The sequence below is a fragment of the Trinickia soli genome (assembly GCF_002879855.1).
GTDB lineage: Bacteria > Pseudomonadota > Gammaproteobacteria > Burkholderiales > Burkholderiaceae > Trinickia > Trinickia soli.
Window position 1 is genome coordinate 13,860 of sequence record NZ_PNYB01000033.1, and the last position, 17,626, is coordinate 31,485.

19 protein-coding genes are annotated in these 17,626 nt (G+C 60.9%); 9 read left to right on the plus strand and 10 right to left on the minus strand.

All coding sequences use genetic code 11. From position 1 onward, the window contains the following. Positions 1-35 precede the first annotated feature (35 nt). The 6 genes from C0Z19_RS25300 (at position 36) to C0Z19_RS25330 (ending at position 4,123) form a co-directional block, all read left to right on the plus strand. Positions 36-989 carry a GlxA family transcriptional regulator gene (locus tag C0Z19_RS25300; protein ID WP_102612587.1) on the plus strand — a complete coding sequence of 318 codons (954 nt, stop codon included), beginning with the start codon at positions 36-38 and terminating at the stop codon, positions 987-989. Positions 990-1,230: 241 nt separating this feature from the next. After that, complete coding sequence (locus tag C0Z19_RS25310) at positions 1,231-1,629, plus strand: nuclear transport factor 2 family protein (RefSeq protein WP_175084101.1); 399 nt, start codon at positions 1,231-1,233, stop codon at positions 1,627-1,629. Positions 1,630-1,670: 41 nt separating this feature from the next. Next, positions 1,671-1,880 carry a hypothetical protein gene (locus C0Z19_RS25315; RefSeq protein ID WP_102612589.1) on the plus strand — a complete coding sequence of 70 codons (210 nt, stop codon included), beginning with the start codon at positions 1,671-1,673 and terminating at the stop codon, positions 1,878-1,880. Between the two features lie 81 nt (positions 1,881-1,961). Further along, entirely contained in the window at positions 1,962-2,612 is a 651-nt protein-coding gene (locus C0Z19_RS25320) for a dihydrofolate reductase family protein (RefSeq protein ID WP_102612590.1), read from the plus strand. A 143-nt stretch (positions 2,613-2,755) separates the two neighbouring features. After that, the gene (locus C0Z19_RS25325; RefSeq protein WP_102612623.1) at positions 2,756-3,916 is read left to right on the plus strand and encodes a DUF4382 domain-containing protein; all 1,161 of its coding nucleotides are present in this window, start codon (positions 2,756-2,758) and stop codon (positions 3,914-3,916) included. A gap of 51 nt (positions 3,917-3,967) precedes the next feature. Next, entirely contained in the window at positions 3,968-4,123 is a 156-nt protein-coding gene (locus C0Z19_RS25330) for a hypothetical protein (protein ID WP_102612591.1), read from the plus strand. A gap of 108 nt (positions 4,124-4,231) precedes the next feature. Here the strand turns inward: C0Z19_RS25330 and C0Z19_RS25335 are convergent, their stop codons facing one another. Next, the gene (locus tag C0Z19_RS25335; protein ID WP_233196281.1) at positions 4,232-4,960 is read right to left on the minus strand and encodes an AraC family transcriptional regulator; all 729 of its coding nucleotides are present in this window, start codon (positions 4,958-4,960) and stop codon (positions 4,232-4,234) included. On the opposite strand from C0Z19_RS25335, the gene C0Z19_RS25340 reads away from it, so the two are divergent. Further along, entirely contained in the window at positions 4,939-5,637 is a 699-nt protein-coding gene (locus C0Z19_RS25340; RefSeq protein WP_233196282.1) for a peroxiredoxin-like family protein, read from the plus strand. The genes C0Z19_RS25335 and C0Z19_RS25340 overlap by 22 nt on opposite strands. Here the strand turns inward: C0Z19_RS25340 and C0Z19_RS25345 are convergent. Beyond that, positions 5,632-6,252, minus strand: a complete 621-nt coding sequence (locus C0Z19_RS25345) for a cysteine hydrolase family protein (protein ID WP_102612593.1) — start codon at positions 6,250-6,252, stop codon at positions 5,632-5,634. The two genes, C0Z19_RS25340 and C0Z19_RS25345, sit on opposite strands and share 6 nt — an antisense overlap. Positions 6,253-6,463: 211 nt before the next feature. On the opposite strand from C0Z19_RS25345, the gene C0Z19_RS25350 reads away from it, so the two are divergent. Next, a complete protein-coding gene (locus C0Z19_RS25350; protein WP_102612594.1) occupies positions 6,464-7,699 on the plus strand; it encodes an NAD(P)/FAD-dependent oxidoreductase in 1,236 nt (411 codons plus the stop codon). Positions 7,700-7,729: 30 nt separating this feature from the next. Here the strand turns inward: C0Z19_RS25350 and C0Z19_RS25355 are convergent, their stop codons facing one another. The 3 genes from C0Z19_RS25355 to C0Z19_RS25365 are packed head-to-tail and all read right to left on the minus strand — an operon-like array spanning position 7,730 to position 10,041. Beyond that, entirely contained in the window at positions 7,730-8,521 is a 792-nt protein-coding gene (locus tag C0Z19_RS25355; protein ID WP_102612595.1) for a dienelactone hydrolase family protein, read from the minus strand. Positions 8,522-8,578: 57 nt separating this feature from the next. Continuing rightward, positions 8,579-9,427, minus strand: coding sequence for an EamA family transporter (locus C0Z19_RS25360; protein WP_102612596.1), 849 nt, complete (start codon positions 9,425-9,427; stop codon positions 8,579-8,581). Then, the gene (locus C0Z19_RS25365) at positions 9,424-10,041 is read right to left on the minus strand and encodes a nitroreductase family protein (protein WP_102612597.1); all 618 of its coding nucleotides are present in this window, start codon (positions 10,039-10,041) and stop codon (positions 9,424-9,426) included. The genes C0Z19_RS25360 and C0Z19_RS25365 overlap by 4 nt, the downstream gene beginning before the upstream one ends. Before the next feature lie 100 nt (positions 10,042-10,141). Between C0Z19_RS25365 and C0Z19_RS25370 the strand changes: the two genes are divergently transcribed. Continuing rightward, positions 10,142-11,062 (plus strand): LysR family transcriptional regulator, encoded by a 921-nt coding sequence (locus C0Z19_RS25370; protein WP_102612598.1) that lies wholly within the window; start codon positions 10,142-10,144, stop codon positions 11,060-11,062. On the opposite strand, the gene C0Z19_RS25375 is transcribed toward C0Z19_RS25370, so the two are convergent. From C0Z19_RS25375 to C0Z19_RS25395, 5 genes are all read right to left on the minus strand, one after another. After that, positions 11,037-11,888 carry a carbohydrate ABC transporter permease gene (locus C0Z19_RS25375; RefSeq protein WP_102612625.1) on the minus strand — a complete coding sequence of 284 codons (852 nt, stop codon included), beginning with the start codon at positions 11,886-11,888 and terminating at the stop codon, positions 11,037-11,039. The two genes, C0Z19_RS25370 and C0Z19_RS25375, sit on opposite strands and share 26 nt — an antisense overlap. A 12-nt stretch (positions 11,889-11,900) precedes the next feature. Then, positions 11,901-12,869: a carbohydrate ABC transporter permease gene (locus C0Z19_RS25380; protein WP_425330315.1), complete on the minus strand. Its 969-nt coding sequence runs from the start codon at positions 12,867-12,869 to the stop codon at positions 11,901-11,903. Between the two features lie 68 nt (positions 12,870-12,937). Further along, on the minus strand, positions 12,938-14,194 hold the full coding sequence (locus C0Z19_RS25385) for an ABC transporter substrate-binding protein (RefSeq protein ID WP_102612599.1): 1,257 nt from the start codon (positions 14,192-14,194) through the stop codon (positions 12,938-12,940). A 61-nt stretch (positions 14,195-14,255) separates the two neighbouring features. After that, on the minus strand, positions 14,256-16,250 hold the full coding sequence (locus C0Z19_RS25390; RefSeq protein ID WP_102612600.1) for a beta-galactosidase: 1,995 nt from the start codon (positions 16,248-16,250) through the stop codon (positions 14,256-14,258). Positions 16,251-16,278: 28 nt separating this feature from the next. Further along, complete coding sequence (locus C0Z19_RS25395) at positions 16,279-17,442, minus strand: ABC transporter ATP-binding protein (protein WP_102612601.1); 1,164 nt, start codon at positions 17,440-17,442, stop codon at positions 16,279-16,281. Between the last annotated feature and the right edge of the window lie 184 nt (positions 17,443-17,626).

The window sequence follows — 17,626 nt, forward strand, 5'->3', positions numbered from 1 at the left end:
GTATGATTCATGCCATGACTTAACGGAGCGCGGGCATGCACCGGATCGGCTTCCTGCTCAGTGACGGCTTCCAGATCATGGCCCTCGCGGCGCAATCGGTTTTTGAATACGCCAACGTCGTGGTGGGCGAGTCGTTCTATGCACTCGAAAATTTCTCGATACCAGGTGGCGAGATACGTTCATCGCTCGGCATGGCGGTAGGCACGCGATCGCTGCGCGGTCGGATCGATATCGACACGTGGATCGTCGCCGGCGTTAACGATCCGCTCAGTTCACCGGCTGAAGACAAAACCCTCAGGTTTCTACGCAAGGCGAGCGAACGCGCGAGGCGAATCGCAGGGATCTGCACGGGCGGATTTGTGCTGGCGGAGGCGGGCTTGCTCGCCCAGCGGCATGCCACCACACACTGGGCATATGCACGAGAAATGCAGAAGCGATTTCCTGACATCCGTGTCGAGGAGGATCGTATCTACATTATTGACGGGCCCATCTGGACTTCGGCTGGCATGACTGCGGGTCTTGATCTGGCGCTCGCGATGGTGGAAACGGACCTCGACCCGGCAGTGGCGCGATCGGTTGCACATAAGCTGGTCATGCAGCAGCGCCGCTCGGGCGGCCAGTCGCAACATTCCGAAATGTTGGACCTTGCGCCGAAGTCCGATCGTATCCAGAACGCGCTGAACTATGCGCGTAACAATCTGAGGCAGTCGCTCACGGTTCAAGAACTGGCCGAGAGCGTTCATCTGAGTCCGCGCCAGTTCAGCCGTGTGTTCACACTCGAAACGGGGCAGCCTCCAGCCAAGGCGATCGAGAAGTTGCGCATAGAGGCAGCGCGATTGATGATCGAGCAAAGCAGACACCCGCTCGATGTGATCGCGAAGGAAACGGGCTTCCGCGACCGCCGCCATATGCGCGAAGCGTTCATGCGCGAGTTGCACCTTCCGCCGCAAGCCATCCGGCGCAACGCGCGCGGTGCCGTGTCCCCCTAGTTTCGCTGCATTCGAGCGCTGCTCGCGAGCACCGTGGTGCATTGCGATAACAGACTGCGGTGAATCTATCTTGCGACAATTGCGCCGTATCATCGCGTGATGGTGCAGGCAAATTTGGCGCGGGCAGTCGTTGCCATCCGCGAGTCGCCTGCTGCAATGTCATGTTACGGTGTCGTGGCGCAAGGCGTCGATTCGAGCACGGCTCGTCCCGGGTTGAGAATCTTTCGATAGGAGAGTGAGGGTGGCCTCATCAATGGAAGCACTATATACACGGCAGATTCGCACCTACCTGAGCGAATTGGAGCGCGGCGATGTCGCTGCGATCTGTGCGTTGTTCACGCCGGACGCACAGATCTTCTCACCGTTTCTTGGGTGGATGCATCCCGCGCCATTTTTTGCGAAGGTCGAAGCAGCGTCGGGAGAAAGCCGGATTACGCCCATCGACATCTGCGTCAGCACGACGGGAGCCCGACGTGCGACCGGTTACTTTGTCTACGACTGGGGATTGAAAGACGGCTCTACGGTGAAATTCGAATGCGTCGATGTGTTCGAATTCGATGAAAGCGGCCGCATCGAGCGGATGATCATCGTCTATGACACGCATCCTATTCGCAGTACAGTGGGCGATAAATACGCGTAGCGTTGGCACGCTGCCGGTAGGCAGTTGGCCTGAGCGCCGGTTTGCAAAGCGTCGCAGTACCCGCGCTCGTCGAGCATCTGCTGCGTGGTAGCGGGCGCGTGAACCGGGTCGCGCGGCTCAGCCTGACACCGGGCGCAGCGATTGCTCGCCAAAGCGTTCCCTATCTGGGAGCGGACGCATGCCAGATCGAGCAGTCCTTTTCCAAAGGCGAGATCGATCGGCTGCGCGGCCAGTTGGGTCGACTTTCGTAGCTTCGAATGCGTTGCCGTCGGTTTTTGCTAACGCGTTCTTCACATCTTCGCCATGGCTGGCGTTTGAAACGGAGGCAAAGGATGGCACGAGTTCGTGTGAACGGCTTCACCCTCTCGCTCGACGGATACGGAGCGGGTCCGAATCAAGACATCAACCATCCGCTCGGTGCCGGCGGCACGGAACTGCATCAATGGCTGGTCCCGACACGCACGTTCCAGCGTACCTTGTTCGGCAAGGATGAAGGCACGACCGGCGTTGACGATGATTTCGCCGCGCGTGGCTTCGAGAACGTCGGGGCCTGGATTCTCGGAAGGAACATGTTCGGCCCCATCCGCGGGGACTGGCCCGACGCCAACTGGAAGGGCTGGTGGGGAGACAACCCGCCGTATCACGTTCCGGTCTTCGTCCTGACCCATCATGCGCGGCCTTCCATCGAGATGGAGGGCGGCACGACGTTCCACTTCGTCACGGGCGGCATTCGCGAGGCGCTCGATCGTGCACGCGAGGCCGCTGGCTCGATGGACGTGCGTATTGGCGGCGGGCCCAATACGATCCGCCAGTATCTCCGTGAAGGCCTGATCGATGAACTGCACCTCGCTGTCACGCCGGTCTTGCTCGGCAGGGGAGAATCGCTGTTCGAAGGAATCGACCTGCGGGCGCTGGGGTACGAATGCGTTGATTCCGTCGCGTCCCCGAAAGCCACGCATGTCATCCTACGGCGATCCAGTTAAAGCAGATGCAGGTATAAAGGTCATCTGCCGCGGCCAGTTTAACGCTTTGCCGCAACATTTACTGAATGTTGCAATCTGACAAGATCACTTGCATTCCGCGGCGCTATGCTTCGCGCACCAAGACAGAATTCAAGGTGGTGGAAATGAACGGGATGCGGAAAGCGCTCACAGTCGCAATTGTCATGTCGGCCGCGCTCGCGGCCTGCGGTGGTGGGGGCGGTGGGAGCACCCCGACCGGCACCGTGAACGTTCAGATGACCGATGCCCCTTCATGCGGCTTCGACCATGTCTACACAACAGTAAGCAAGGTGCGGATCAACGCCAGTTCGACGGCCGCCGACAGCGATGGCGGATGGACCGACATCACGCTTGCTACTCCGCAAAAAATCGATCTCCTGGCACTGACGAACGGCACGATGGCCACCCTCGGCCAGGCGACGTTACCGGCAGGCCAATACCAGCAGATTCGGCTCGTCCTTGCCCAGAACCAGGGCAACACGCTGGCCAATTCGGTCGTCGTGTCGGGAACGACGACCGAACAAGCGCTTGCGACGCCGAGCGCAACGCAAAGCGGCCTCAAGATCATTCGTCCCTTCGACGTTGCCGCGAACTCGACGGTCGATCTCGTGCTCGACTTTAACGCCTGCAAGTCAGTCGTCCAGATGGGCAACGGCTCGTACGCTTTGAAACCCGTGATTACTGCCACGCCCACGACCGTCACCGGTCTGATCGACGGCTATGTCGCCACGGCCGAGGCCGGCGCGACGGTGTATGCGGAGCAGAACGGCAAAGTGGTAAGCGGTACGGTGGCCGATAGCACGGGCCACTTCGTGTTCTCGACGCTGGTCCAAAGCTCGACGAACGGCAACTACGACATCGTGGTTGTGCAACCGAACGAAACGACAGGGATCATCTCCTCGGTGCCTGTGACCGTTGGGGCAACGACCCATGTATCGACGGCAGCCCAACCCATCACGCTTCCCGCTTCGACAATGAATTCGGTGAGCGGCACCGTGACCGCGTCTGCGATGGCCAACCTGCGTGCGCTGCAGACAACGTCGGCGGGTGTCTATGAGATCGGCTCGGCGAATGCGAACCTCGATACGGGCGTCTATACGATGAGCTTGCCCGTTGCGGCGCCCATGGTGGGTGCCTATAGCGCCACCTTGCCCGTCGGGCTGATTGCCGCGACGACGTCGGCGGGCCACTACACCATCGAAGCGGATGCTTCCTCCGGCGTCACGCAATCGACCGCCGTCAACATTTCGAGCGGCAGTCAGACCAACGTGAACTTCTCTTTCTAACAACGGCATGATCGACGAAGGGGCAATCGCCCCTTCGCTTCGGGGATCAACATGAAAAAAATCATCATCACTTTGGCGATTGCTTCGGGCGTACTGACCGGGTGCGCCGTATACATGCCGGACGAACCGGGTGTGGTCGTGCGTCCGCAGGGCGGCCCCGGCAATGGGTTCTGTCCGCCGGGACAGGCCAAGAAAGGCAATTGCTGAGAACGTAGCCAACCTTGGGCGCGGCTGCGCGAAGCTCATCGCGGCCGGCCTTGAGGCACGCCTTCGACAGACCCTGCACCGCGGGGCGTTAATCGCGCCTCGTGCAGCTTAGCTCGGGCGCGTCGCGATGGGCGGACACCCATACGCGCGCGTATACGCCCGCGAAAATGCTGCCGCACTGCCAAAGCCAACCCGCTGCGCAACGGTCTTGATCTTTCCGCCACCGGCCAGGGCGCGACGACCCAGCATCAGACGCCACGCAGTGAGGTATGCGCTGGGTGTGGTACCTACGGTTTGCCGAAACGACGCCATGAATTGGCTACGCGACATACCGGAGACAGAGGCGAGATCTTCCACTCGCCAAGGCCTGTCCGGTGCGTCGTGCATCGCAACGAGCGCGCGATGAAGGGCAGGGTGCGAAAGCCCGGCAAGCAGGCCGGGTGTGGTCGCGCCAGCCTCGATGACCTGCCGCAAAACCATCAGCAACATCACCTCGCATAGCCGGCCGATCACTGCGCTTTGTCCGCACCGCGCATTCAACGCTTCTTCCACGAATGCATGCGTCACTGCTTGCAGAACCGGCGATTCGCTCAGGTCGAGCGTGACCTGTTTCGGCAAAGCGGCGATCAGCGGATTCGTCGGGCCACCGAACGTGACCGAAGCTCGGACGCACGCGTTGCGCTCGACCTGCGGGCCCGCGGGCGAGCCTGTATAGAGAACGAGTTGCTGCGCCGGCTGCCGCGTGTCGCCAATGACAAGGAGCCTCGCATCCGAATCGGGCGCCGGGCGGTCCGACACGCTGACCGACAAATCGAATGCGCGGAAAAAGGCGGACAACCGATCGGCTCTGGGCGGCAGGGCGGGACGCATCGCTGGACTTTCGGTCATGTTTTCTGGATTTTTCATTTCAGAAAGTATGCGAGAGTCAAGCCATCGCGTCAATCGGCGCGAACTATCCATCGGAAAGGAGTTGCGCCATGCTTGTACCCCGCCAAATGGCACCCGGCCTTGTCGTTGAAACCCTGGACCACGGCTCGTTCGATCTCGCCTTGGAGGCGCCGGAGCGAATGACGTTGATCTGCTTTTACCGCGGTCTTCATTGCCCGATCTGCGCAATGTATCTAAAGGAATTGGAGCGCCTGACGCCGGAATTCGCTGCGCGTGGAATCACGACGATTGCCATCAGTTCCGATAGCGAGCCTCGTGCGCGTGCGATGCAGCAAAAGATTGCAGCGAACAATTTGCGATTCGGTTATGGACTCGCTTTATCTGAGGCGCGCAGGTGGGGCCTCTTTATTTCGACATCGCGCGGCAAGACATCCATTGGAATCGACGAGCCCGCAATGTTCTCCGAGCCTGGTCTGTTTTTGCTGCGTCCAGACCGGACCATCTACTATTTGTCCGTGCAGTCGATGCCGTTCGTGCGGCCTGATTTTAAAGGGCTGCTCCAGGCTGTCGATTTCATGATCGAGCATGACTATCCGGCGCGCGGCGAGTACGTCGGTGAACTATGACCATCGATGCTGATTCGCCCCGAGCATCCGCAATGCTTCGCCGAGCGATAGCACCGTAGTGCGCGATTCGAATGCGGTTGCGAACAAGTGTTCGTGTACAACCTCATCCGGGTCGTAACAACAGTCCTTGACGGTGAACAGGCGGTAGTCGGCGTCGCTTGCATATGCGATTGAAGACAGCATGACCCCTGTCGACGCGATGCCGACCATGATCAACGAATTGATGCCTTTCGCGGAGAGCCGCACTTCGAGATCAGTGCCATAAAACACGCTCGCGCGGTGCGCGATGATCAACGGCTCGCTGGACTGTGGGTCCAACTCGGGTGCAGTGCGATCTTCGACGAAGCGACCCAATCGTTTGATGCCTTGCCCGTTTTTGTTCAGTGGGCTGACTTCCGGATAGCCGGGCGCGAACCGAAGATTGGCGAAATAGACACTGACGCCCTGGGCCCGTGCGGCATCGCAAAGTTGGCGCGTATTGGCAAGCAGGGTTGGCGCGACTGACGGAAAAAGCCCGACGATGTCGGTCTGATAGTGCATGACGATGAGTGCGGTTTGTGCCGGCACGATCGCCGGAATCTCCGCGCCACCCTTTGGGGATGTCACTGCCTCCATTTACCGTTCTCCTTTCCGTCGACACACGGTTCGTATTCATTGCATGCGAACATGGCGCGCGGGGGACGCTGCGCTGCGCTGTCGTCGGAATGGTACTCCATGCGATTGAGCCAGATCCGACAAGCGAGCATATCGACGGAATCGCCCGCGAGCACTACTATCGGTGGCGTCGGACGCGCACAGGGCGCGTTCTTCTACAGGACTCGTAACGATGAAGGTTGATACCCTCGTGCTGGGCGGTGGCATTGTCGGCGTCTCAGTGGCGTTGCAGTTGCAGCGTCGCAATGTGTCTGTCGCACTCGTCGACCGAAAAGCGCCGGGGCAGGAGACATCATTTGGAAACGCCGGCTTGATCCAGCGCGAAGGCGTTTATCCCTACGCATTTCCGCGGGATCTTGCTTCGCTCGTGCATTACGCCGGCAATCGGGCGACGGATGTCCGCTATCATCCCGCCGCGATGCCGAAGCTGTTGCCATTCCTTTATCGGTACTGGTACAACTCTCGGCCTGATCGGCATGCGCGGATTGCGCGCGTTTACTCGACGCTCATCGAGCACTGCGTGACCGAGCATCGTGCGTTGATCGAAGCGGCCGGTGCGCAATCGCTGTTGCGCAAGGGCGGTTGGATCAAGGTCTTTCGCACCAGAGAGGCGCTGCAGAAAACACTGGACGACGCGCGGCGCTGGCATGACGAGTACGACGTTGCATACGAAGGACTCGATCGCGAGGCGCTGCATGCGGCCGAGCCCTCGTTGGGTTCGGTGCTCATTGGTGGGGTGCGTTTTACGTCGTCGGATTCGGTCAGCGATCCGGGCGGTCTCGTCACCGCGTATGCGAACCTCTTCGAGCAACTGGGCGGGCGGGTATTCATCGGCGACGCCGGCACGCTTGAACCTTCGTGGAGGGTGATGACGCAGGCAGGGCCGATCGAAGCGGAGTCCGTCGTGGTCGCGCTCGGGCCGTGGTCGAAAGATCTTGTGCGCACCTTCGGCTATGACCTTCCGCTTGAAGTGAAGCGCGGATATCACATGCACTATGCGGCACAGAGTGGCGCGCACCTGAATCAGCCTGTGCTCGATGCGGAAATCGGCTACCTGATCGCGCCGATGACGCGTGGCATCCGGCTGACGACGGGCGCCGAACTTGGCTATCGCGACACGCGCAAGACGCCGGTCCAACTTGACGCGGTTGAGCCGTTCGCGCGTGACGTCTTTCCGCTGGGTGAGCGCTTGGATGCGGAGCCCTGGCTCGGGTGTCGCCCCTGCACGCCCGACATGCTGCCGATCATCGGGCCGGCGCCGAGACATAAGGGCATGTGGTTTGCGTTTGGCCACGCGCACCATGGGCTGACACTCGGACCCGTGACCGGCAGGCTCATTGCGGAGATGATGACGGGAACGCGGCCCGTGGTCGACCCTGCGCCGTTTGGGGTGGGGCGGTTTGGTTAGGGTAGGCCAGGCCAGGCTACACGGGCGCCGTCACTCCCCTCCAAAACTCTCCTTCAACCAATCCCGCATCATCACGTACGAGCGAGCCGCGGCCTTCGCGTCGTATCGGCAATTGCCGGTCTTCGCCGTCGCTTCGGTCTCAGTGAAGCAATGCACGACATGCCCGATCTCCACGAACTGCCAGTCGGCGGGGTCATGCTTCATTTCTTCGGTGAACTTGGGAACATCCGGCATGGTGAACGCATCATCGGAGCCATTTATCGCCAGTACGCGCGCTTTGATATTCGAAGCCAGCGAAGGATCGTCGGTGCTCAAATCCCCATGAAACGCGACCACTGCCTTCGCGTCGGACCCGCTGCGCGCTAAATCAAGCACAACGGCACCGCCGAAACAAAACCCGATAGCCGCCAGCCGCGAGGGATCAATGGGCGCATGCGCAGCCGCAGCCTTCAACTGCGCGAAAGCCTCGCCAACGCGTTTGCGCATCACGCTTCGATCGTGATAAAGCGGCCCCACCGCGGCTTTGGCTTCTTCGTCGTTTTTCGGCCGCACCGCCGCACCGTACATATCGGTAAGCAAGATGACATAGTCTTTGCCGGCGATCCGCTTTGCCTTCGCAATGGCAATATCGTTGACGCCGGACCAGTTCGGCACCATCACCAAGCCAGGCCGCTTTGCTTGCGTGGCATCGTCATAAACAAGAAAGCTCTTGAACGTGGTCCCGTCGAGCGTCCAGCTGACCGGTTGCGCGACCATCTTGGCCAGCGCGGACGAGGAAGCGAGAATAGCGAGCAGCGTAAAAGCAAGGCGCACGAGTCGCATGGCGATTTTCTCTCGGTGGGTTGAATGAAGGAAGGCAAACGGCAGCCACCAGTCGACTCAACGCGCAGGCCGTTGGCTAAGCCAGATGCTGCCGATCACGAATCCTACACCGGCGAGCTGGATCGGGCTAAGCGTTTGACCCAGAAACGTCCACCCCAGTATTACCGCTGTAAGAGGGCTGATAAAGAGCAGCGGCGAAACCACCGATGAATCGAGCTTTGCAATGCCCCTGAACCAGAGCACATACGTCAGCGCCGCACCGATCAATCCGAGCCACGCCAGTCCTGCCAGATTGACGGCGGTGGGCGCAGGCAAATGAGGCGCGAAGGCAAGCACGACCGGGACCAACAAGACGCCCCCCGCCGTCAGTTGCCAGGCCGTGAACGTCAGCAAAGAGACAGGCGGTTGCCACTTGCGCGTGAGAATGTTGCCGACGGCCATCGAAGCAGCACCCGCCAGCCCCGCCGCGATACCGATTGGATCGAGCGCGGCACGCGGCGTCAATACGAGCAAAGCCACGCCGGCGATGCCGACGAGCGCGGCAACGATCGACAAGGGACGAATCGGGCTCGACAACAACAGCCTCGCCAGGAACACGGCGAATAGCGGTTGCACGGCCGCGACGGTGCCCGCAACGCCGCCGGGAAGCCGGTACGCCGCCACGAACAGCATGCTCAGAAAGATCGAGATGTTGAGCGCGCCGAGGACGAACGTGCGTAACCACCAGATGCCTCGCGGCAACTGGCGCACGATCAACAGCAGCAGCAAACCGGCCGGCAACGCACGCAACATCGCCACCGATATAGGCGAAAAGTCCGGCAGAAACTGCGTAGTGACGATATACGTGCTGCCCCATACGATAGGCGCGATCGCCGTCAGCAGCACATCGGATCCATTGTTTCTCATGCGATCTTTAGTATTTCGGTAATCGGCCGGCGCGGCTTCTGTGGTCTATTGCCGGGCGCCGGCCGTCCAATGGGAACAAGCATGACCGGCACTTCGTCGGGTTGGAGCCCGAACGCTCGCGCAACACCTGCGGCGTCGAACCCACCCATCGGACTCGACGCGAAGCCCATCCCTTGCGCTGCATACATCAGCGTGGCGGCGCCGAGGCTGGCCGAGCGCAAGGCTTCGTCGCGCGCTTCCTGCGGATCTGCATATTTCGTGCGCGCCCCGTCCTGCCAACTGGCGGAGACTTCGGCGCGCATATGGCCGGCTTCGACGAAAGGCGCAAGGCGTTCGGCAAGCGTCGTGTGATCAGGCAACAGACCGCAGACGATAAAGGTCACGGCTGCATCCGAAACCTTTGCCTGGTTATACGCAAGCGCGCGCAATCTTGCCTTCGAGTCGCTCGTCTTGACGGCAATGAAGCGCCAGTTTTGAAGGTTATAAGCGGTGGGCGCGCGCGTCGCGAGGCGCACGAGCTCGCCGATCAGCGCATCCGACATCGCATGCGATGCATCGAAATGATCGGCCGAAATGCGCTTGTCGATGAGAGAGAGCACGGCGTTGATCTTCATTACGTCCCTTGCAAAAAACGACTCCGCAAGGATACAAAAATCACCATTGGATGATAATGCACGTCCGGGAAGAACATTATCTACCGACGGTGAATTATCGATGGATCGCTATACCGCGTTATTGGTTTTTCGTTACGTTGCAGAGTTGAACAGCTTCGCGGAAGCGGGGCGCAGGCTCGGCCTTTCGTCGGCCGCCATCAGCAAGAACGTCGCCGAATTGGAGGCGTCGGTGGGCATACGGCTCATCAACCGGACCACGCGGCGAATGGCGCTCACGCAAGAGGGCAGGATTTATCTGGAGCACATCACGCGCGGGCTCGACGCATTGGCCGAAGCCGATGAAGCGCTATCGCCGATCAAAACGGCCCCCACCGGCACGCTCAAAGTCTCCGCGCCGCTGACAGTCACCCTGACATGGCTGTCGACGGCGATCCCTCGCTTTCTCGCGCAGCACCCGGGCCTGAAGCTCGATCTGCATCTCGACGACAGGCGCGTCGATCTCGTCCGCGAGGGCTTCGATCTGGCGATTCGCGGCAGCGACAATATCGAGGATTCAAGCCTGATCGCCAAGAAGCTCACGGTCATGCAGCATGTGCTGTGCGGCGCGCCTTCGTACTTCGAGGCCTACGGCATGCCTCGAACGCCGTCGGATTTGAAGTCGCTCAATTGCGTTCGCTTCAGCCTGTCGGGGCATGCCGACTTCTGGGAATTCACAAGGGGCGAGCAGGTAGAAAGAATCGCGGTTGAGCCGCGCTATTCGGTGTCGTCGAGCCTTGCAGTTCGCGACGCACTGCGCGCAGGTTTCGGCGTGAGCCTGATCCCTCGCCCCTATGTCGAAGACGACTTGCGGGAAGGCAGGCTGCAGGCCGTGCTGGAAGATTGGTCGCCCGTGGAAACCACGCTCTATGCCATCTATTCGTCGCGGCAACACGTGGCGCCGAAGATCAGGGCGTTCATCGCATTCCTCGTGGAGGAGTTTGATCGGCCCGGCCCGCTCACCCCTTCGTCGCCCCGAATGTAAGGCCCGCGACAAAGTGCTTCTGCATGGCGAAGAACATCGCGACCGATGGTAACGCCGCCAGAATCGACCCCGCCGAGACGAGATTCCATGCTGTCGTCCATTGCCCCTTGAGCGCAGCGACGCCCACGGTGATCGGCGCCGCATCGTCGCCTTGCGTCAGACAGAGCGCCCAGAAGTAATCGTTCCACACGAAAGTGAACACGAGAATCGCCAATGCGGCCAATGCCGGTCGAATCAACGGCAGTACGATCCGATAGAACACAGTCCATTCGTTTGCCCCTTCGATGCGTGCGGCTTCGATTAGTTCGAATGGCAGCTGCTTGATGAAATTGCGCAGAAACAGCGCGCAAAAGCCGGTTTGAAACGAGAGATGAAACAGAATCAGCCCGCCTACGGAGTTGTACAAGCCAAGCTTCAACGATAGATCGCGCACGGGAATCATCAGCACCTGAATCGGCACGAAGTTGCCGGCAACAAATGTTGCGAACAAGGCCGAATTGCCGGGGAAGCGATAGATGGCCAACGCGAAGCCGGCCATCGCGGCGAGCGCAATCGCACCGGCCACCGCAGGCAACGTGATCTGCACGCTGTTCCAGAAGTAGTGCAGCATCGGCGACGTGGTCAGCGCTTCGCGATAGTTGTCGATGAGCGCGAAGTGCTTGGGCCATCCCCAATAATTGCCTTCGCTCAACTCTTCCGACGATCTCACCGAGGTCACCATCACGGCGATCATAGGCAGCAACCAGATCGCGAGCGCCACCGGCAGCGACAACTTATACGCGCGGCGCGATGTGCGCTTCCACTTATCGACGGGCATGGGAAACATGATCAGCACTCCTTAACGTTCGTTCCTGAGCAACCGCCGCAATTGATAGACGATGTAAAGCAGCATGATCGCGAACAGGACGACTGCGATCGCGGCCGAGTATCCGAGGCGGTAGTACTTGATGGCCTGGTCGTACATGTAATACGCGAGCACGGTCGAACTCTCGAACGGGCCGCCGCCCGTCATCACCGAAATCAGATCGAAGCTGCGTAGTGCGCCGATCACGGTGACGACAATCGCCATGAACGTGGTAGGTCTCAGTTGCGGAAGGACGACGTGCCACAGCAGCGACCATCCCTTGGCGCCTTCCATTCGGGCCGCTTCGATTTGCTCGCTGCTCAGCGTCGTCAGACCGGTGAGATACAGAATCATGCAGTAGGCCGTTTGCGGCCACAGCGCGGCGAAAATGATGCCAAGCGTCGCATAGCGCGGATCGCCGAGAACCGGAATGCCGTGACCGACGACGAGCGCGAGCAGGCCGAACGTGGGGTCGTAGAACCAGGAAAATATCAGCCCGACCACCACGCCCGACAGCACGAACGGTGCGAAGAAAAGCGATTTGACGATGCGAATACCGGCCACCGCCTGATTGAGGTATAGCGCGATCGCGAGCCCCATCGGCGGTGCAAGTAGAAACAGCGCAAGCCAGATGACGTTGTTCTTCAGTGCGGTATAGAACGTGGGAGCGTGAAACAACTCGATGTAATTGGCCAGCCCGACGAACGTGGCGTCGGTCATGCCGTCCCAGTTGTAAAAGCTCAGGCGTATCGTCGACAGCACGGGCCAGACGACGTATATCGCCACCATCAAACAGGCGGGCGCGAGAAACAGGCAGGCCGCACGACGTTGCCGACGCGCGGTGGGCGAGACGCGGCGCTGTCCTCGTCCTGCCGGGCGGCCGGCGCGCGGCATGGGCGGGATACCGTCGCGTGCACCCGGCTGGCCGGCGCTATCGGTGCGATGAGTGACGAGGTGAGACACGACTATCTCCTGATCGAACCACAGGTGGCGCGCGGGACATCGAGATCGATGCCGCGCGCCCGACAGAATTACTTCTTCTTATAGATCCGTTGCCGCGTCTGTTCCAGTTGCGCGAGGATCGAATCGAGCTTCGTCGGATCCGACACGAACTGCTGCATGCCCTTCATGCCTTCGTCGGCCATTTCCTTCGTCATGTCGCGATCATAGAACTGGGCGATGCCTCCCTTCGTGTTCGACAGGATCTGAAAGCCGATCTTCGAAATAGGGTCTTCGGGCTCGGGCGATTTGCTGTTCGCCGATAGCGAGCCCAGCCCCTTGCCCAACAGCGCGCCGATTTCGGGCGTTTCGGCAAACGCGAGGAACGCGTGCGCGTCGGCTTTGTTCTTGGCCTTCGCGGGAATGTTCAACGTCTCGACCGGGCCATCCTCGGCGGTTGGCACGTTCGGGTCGATGATCGGGAATTGGAAGTAGCCCATTTCCGACTTCACAGTCGGCGAAAAACCACCGGTGATGAAGGTGCCCATCAGCATCATGGCCGCCTTTCCTTGGAACAAGAACGGCTGGGCCGCATCGAGATCGTAGGACAGGGAATTGTCGATGAAGTAGCCCGCGTCGAGCAGTTGCTTCCAGGTCGTGTAGACCTTCTTCACGCGCGCATCGGTGTACGGCACTTCGCCCGCCATCAACTGCTGATGGAAGGCATTGCCGTTCAAACGCAGGTCGAGGTAGTCGAACCAGCCTGCGAGCGTCCAGGCATCGCGGCCGGCGACGGCAATCGGCGTAATGCCCGCGGCTTTCAGCTTCTTGCAATCGTCGAGGAAGTCGTTCCAGGTTTTCGGCTCGCCGGCAATGCCAACCTTCTGGAACAGGTCTTTGCGATAGAACATCCCCCACGAGTAGTAGACGGTCGGGGCAGCGTACTGTTTCCCTTTGTACGAAGACGCTTCCTTCGTCGACGCATAGGTGCTGTCCCAGCCGTTCTTCGCCCAGTCGCCCGACAGGTCCGCGAACAAGCCGCGCTGTGCGTAGTAGGCCATGCGCTCGCCGTCGTGCCAGTTTACGATGTCGGGCGGCGCCGTGGTCAACCAGGCAGGAAGCTGTACCTTGTAGGCTTCTTCGTCGATGAACGCGACCTTCACGTCGGTGCCGGGATGCGCCTTCTTGAATTCGTCGATCACCTGCGTCCACACGGCGCGCTGGCTCGCGCCTTTGAATGCGATGTTGACTTCGAGCGTGCCAGCCTGCGCCTGGGTGGCGAGCGCGCCCGTGGCCAGCGCCGTGGCCAGCGCGACGGTAGCGAGCATCGTGCGGGGTTTGTACGTCATGCCTGTCTCCTGTGTTTTACGTCGTTGTCGGTGCTGCATCGGGTTTGGTGTGGCGTCGCGTTCAACGCATCTCCGTACGAAAGGCCGCGACGCCCTGCGGTTCTATCCGGTGCGAGCCGAGAACGAATGCATCGCCCGGTATCTCGGCGCCCAACTGATGTGTGCTCGGTCCGTAGTTGAACACCCAGGTCAGTGCTCCGCGCCGGCTCACGCGCACGGCGTCGCCAAGATGCGTCGGCGCGAGGCCCGCTTCGTGCGCGATCCGTGCGAAGAGCGCTTGCGTCGATGCTTCGTCGAACAGGCTCGCCAGATAGTGCACGGTCCCATGCTTGACGTAAGCGGGGTGGCCATCGCCGAACGCCGCGCGGATCTGCATCGCTTCATGACCCTCGCGTTTCAGGTCGACGTCGAGCAAGTCGCGCCAGTGGCGGGCATGGCCCGGCGGGACGCTGCCGCTGAAGTTGACGCTCGCGGTGACATTGGGCCGCATCGATTCGACGCGCCAAACGCGGGCCGGCATCAGTGACGCGAGCGGCCCCGGCGGCAGGTTGGCGGGAATCTGCAGGTCGGCAGTCTTCGATCCGGTGCGAGGCCCGAGGACGACGTGCGCGCGCGTGCTCGCGAGTCGCTGAGCCAAAGCATCCGATACGACGGGCAGCGGCGGTACGACGATGAGCTTGTAGTGATCGAGCGGCGCATGCGTCGGCACGATGTCGACGTCAAATCCGAGCGCGCGCAGCGCCGAATAGTATTCGACGGCGAAACGCGGATAGTGAAAATCGGCGCCTTGCGGCTGCACTTCAAAGAGCCACTTGGCTTCGTAGTCGAACACGAGCGCAACCGGCGTGCGTACCTCGCCGTCCGCATCGGCGTTCGCCTCGCTCACCGCGCGGATCTCCTCGGCCACGCGCCGGGCCTCGCTGCCGCCGATATCGAGTCGATTGTCGGGCGTATTCAAACCTGCATGCATCTGCTCCTGCGCAAATGGCGCTTGCCGCCAACGGAAATACGATACGCAGCCCGCCCCGTGCGCAAACGCTTCCCAACTCCATAGCCGCACCATGCCGGGCAGCGGAGCGGGATTCCACTTGGCCCAATTGACGGGGCCCGGCTGCTGCTCCATCACCCAGAACGGCAGCTTCGACATGCCGCGATAGAGATCGTGATTGAACGATGCGAAATCCGGATGCCCGGTTCGCAGGTACCGCGCTTTGATCTCCGGCTCATACCACTGTTCTTCGAGCGCGCCGAGCGGATAGCTGTCCCATGAGGCGATATCGAGATCGTCCGCCACCTTGTAGTGGTCGAACTCGGTGAACAACTGCATGAAGTTGTGCGCGATCGGCCGGTCCGGCGAATGCTTGCGGATGATCTCGACCTGCATGCGGTTGTAGCGTTTGACCTCATCGGAGGCAAAGCGCCGATAGTCGAGCCGATGCGATGGATGCGCTTCGGTGACCGTGCCGATCGGCGCGTCGATTTCGTCGAAGCTGCGGTACTCCATGCTCCAGAAAACGGTGCCCCATGCGCGGTTGAGCGCATCGATGCTGCCATAGCGGGCCTTCAGCCACTCGCGAAAACGCGTGAGCGCCGCAGCCGAATAGCTGACCACCGTTTGATGACAGCCATACTCGTTATCGGTTTGCCAATAGGCGACGGCCGGGTGTTTGCCGTAACGCGAAGCGACGGCCTCGCAAATCGCTTTCGACGCTTCAAAGTAGGCGGGCGAGGAAAAGTCGTAGTGGCGGCGCGAGCCGAACGTGCGCACTCGTCCATCGGCGCCGACGGGCAGAATGTCGGGGTGACGATCGACGAGCCATTTTGGTGGAGTCGCAGTCGGCGTACACATCACGACGTTGAGCCCTTCGGCCGCGAGCGTTTCGATGGCGCGATCGAGCCAGCCCCAGTCGAATTCGCCGGGCGACGGTTCGATGCGGCTCCACGCAAATTCGGCGATCCGCACGCGATCGATGCCGAGCGCTTTCATTCGCGCGGCATCGTCTTTCCACATGGCTTCGGGCCAGTGCTCCGGGTAATAGCAGACTCCTAGGCGCATCCGATTGTCCTCTTGTCGTTGTTGTCGCTTACGCGTGTTGTTCGATGGCGTCGAGCTGTTCGATGGCGAAGCCGTCTTCGGCGAACAGATGGCAAGCCGAGACGGGCGCGCGGAAGTGCGCCCGGTCGCCCGGCTTCAAACCGGCGTCGCCTGGCGCCTTCGCGATCAGAACGCCACCTCGCGGTTGTTCGAGGTGAACGTAGCTGTGCTCGCCCAACGCCTCGACCAGCGATACCTGGCGGGTAAGCGTGACGGCGCGACCGTCGCCGGGCGGCGGCGCCTCAGTCGATATGGGCTCGAGATGCTCGGGCCGCACGCCGAACGTCACAGGGACATCGACGCTAAGCCGCGAGCCTTGCAGGGGGAGCCGCACCACTTCGCCAGTCCCTTCGAGCGTGACCGTTACGCCGTTTGCGTCGATTGAAGCCACCCGCGCCGGCAAAAAATTCATCCGCGGGGAGCCGATGAAGCCGGCCACGAACCTGCTCTTGGGGCGGTGATAGAGATCGAGCGGCGCGCCCACCTGCGCGATGCTGCCGAAGCGCTCGGTGTCCTGGCCCGCGTGCAGGAGGACGATCTTGTCGGCGAGCGTCATGGCTTCGACCTGATCGTGCGTCACGTAGACGACGCTCGCATCGGCGAACTGTCGATGCAGTCGTGCGATTTCGATGCGCGTTTGCCCGCGCAACGTGGCGTCGAGATTGGACAGCGGTTCGTCGAACAAAAATACGCCGGGTTCACGCACGATCGCGCGGCCGATCGCCACGCGTTGCCGTTGGCCGCCTGATAGCGCTTTCGGATGACGATCGAGCAGCGTGTCGAGTTGAAGAATACGTGCGGCATCTCGCACTTTGCGATCGATTTCGGCTTTCGGCGTCTTTGCGAGCTTGAGCCCGAAGGCCATGTTCTCGTAGACGGTCATGTGCGGAAACAGCGCATAGCTCTGAAAGACCATGGCCACGCCGCGCTGCGCCGCCGGCACATCGTTGACGAGCTTGTCGCCGATCGACACGTCGCCGTCGGTGACATCCTCGAGGCCCGCGATCATGCGCAGCAACGTTGACTTGCCGCAGCCGGACGGCCCGAGGAAGACACAGAACTCGTTCTTGCCGATCTCCAGATCGACGTCGCGGATCACCGGCGGACCCTCGCCGTAAGCCTTTTGAACACCGCGCAACGAAATGCTCGCCATCGTCTCGTCTCCATGTTTTAATCGCCTCAACGCGATGATTAAGCGCTTAATCACGCACATCTGCAACATCGGCCGCAGGAAGATAGCGGACTGCCTATCGGCAATTGCGCGTTGGGTGTCCGGGCAATGTAGCCGTGCCGGGTGTGATCATGCAAATGCTGAATAACCGTCCCATTTATTGAGA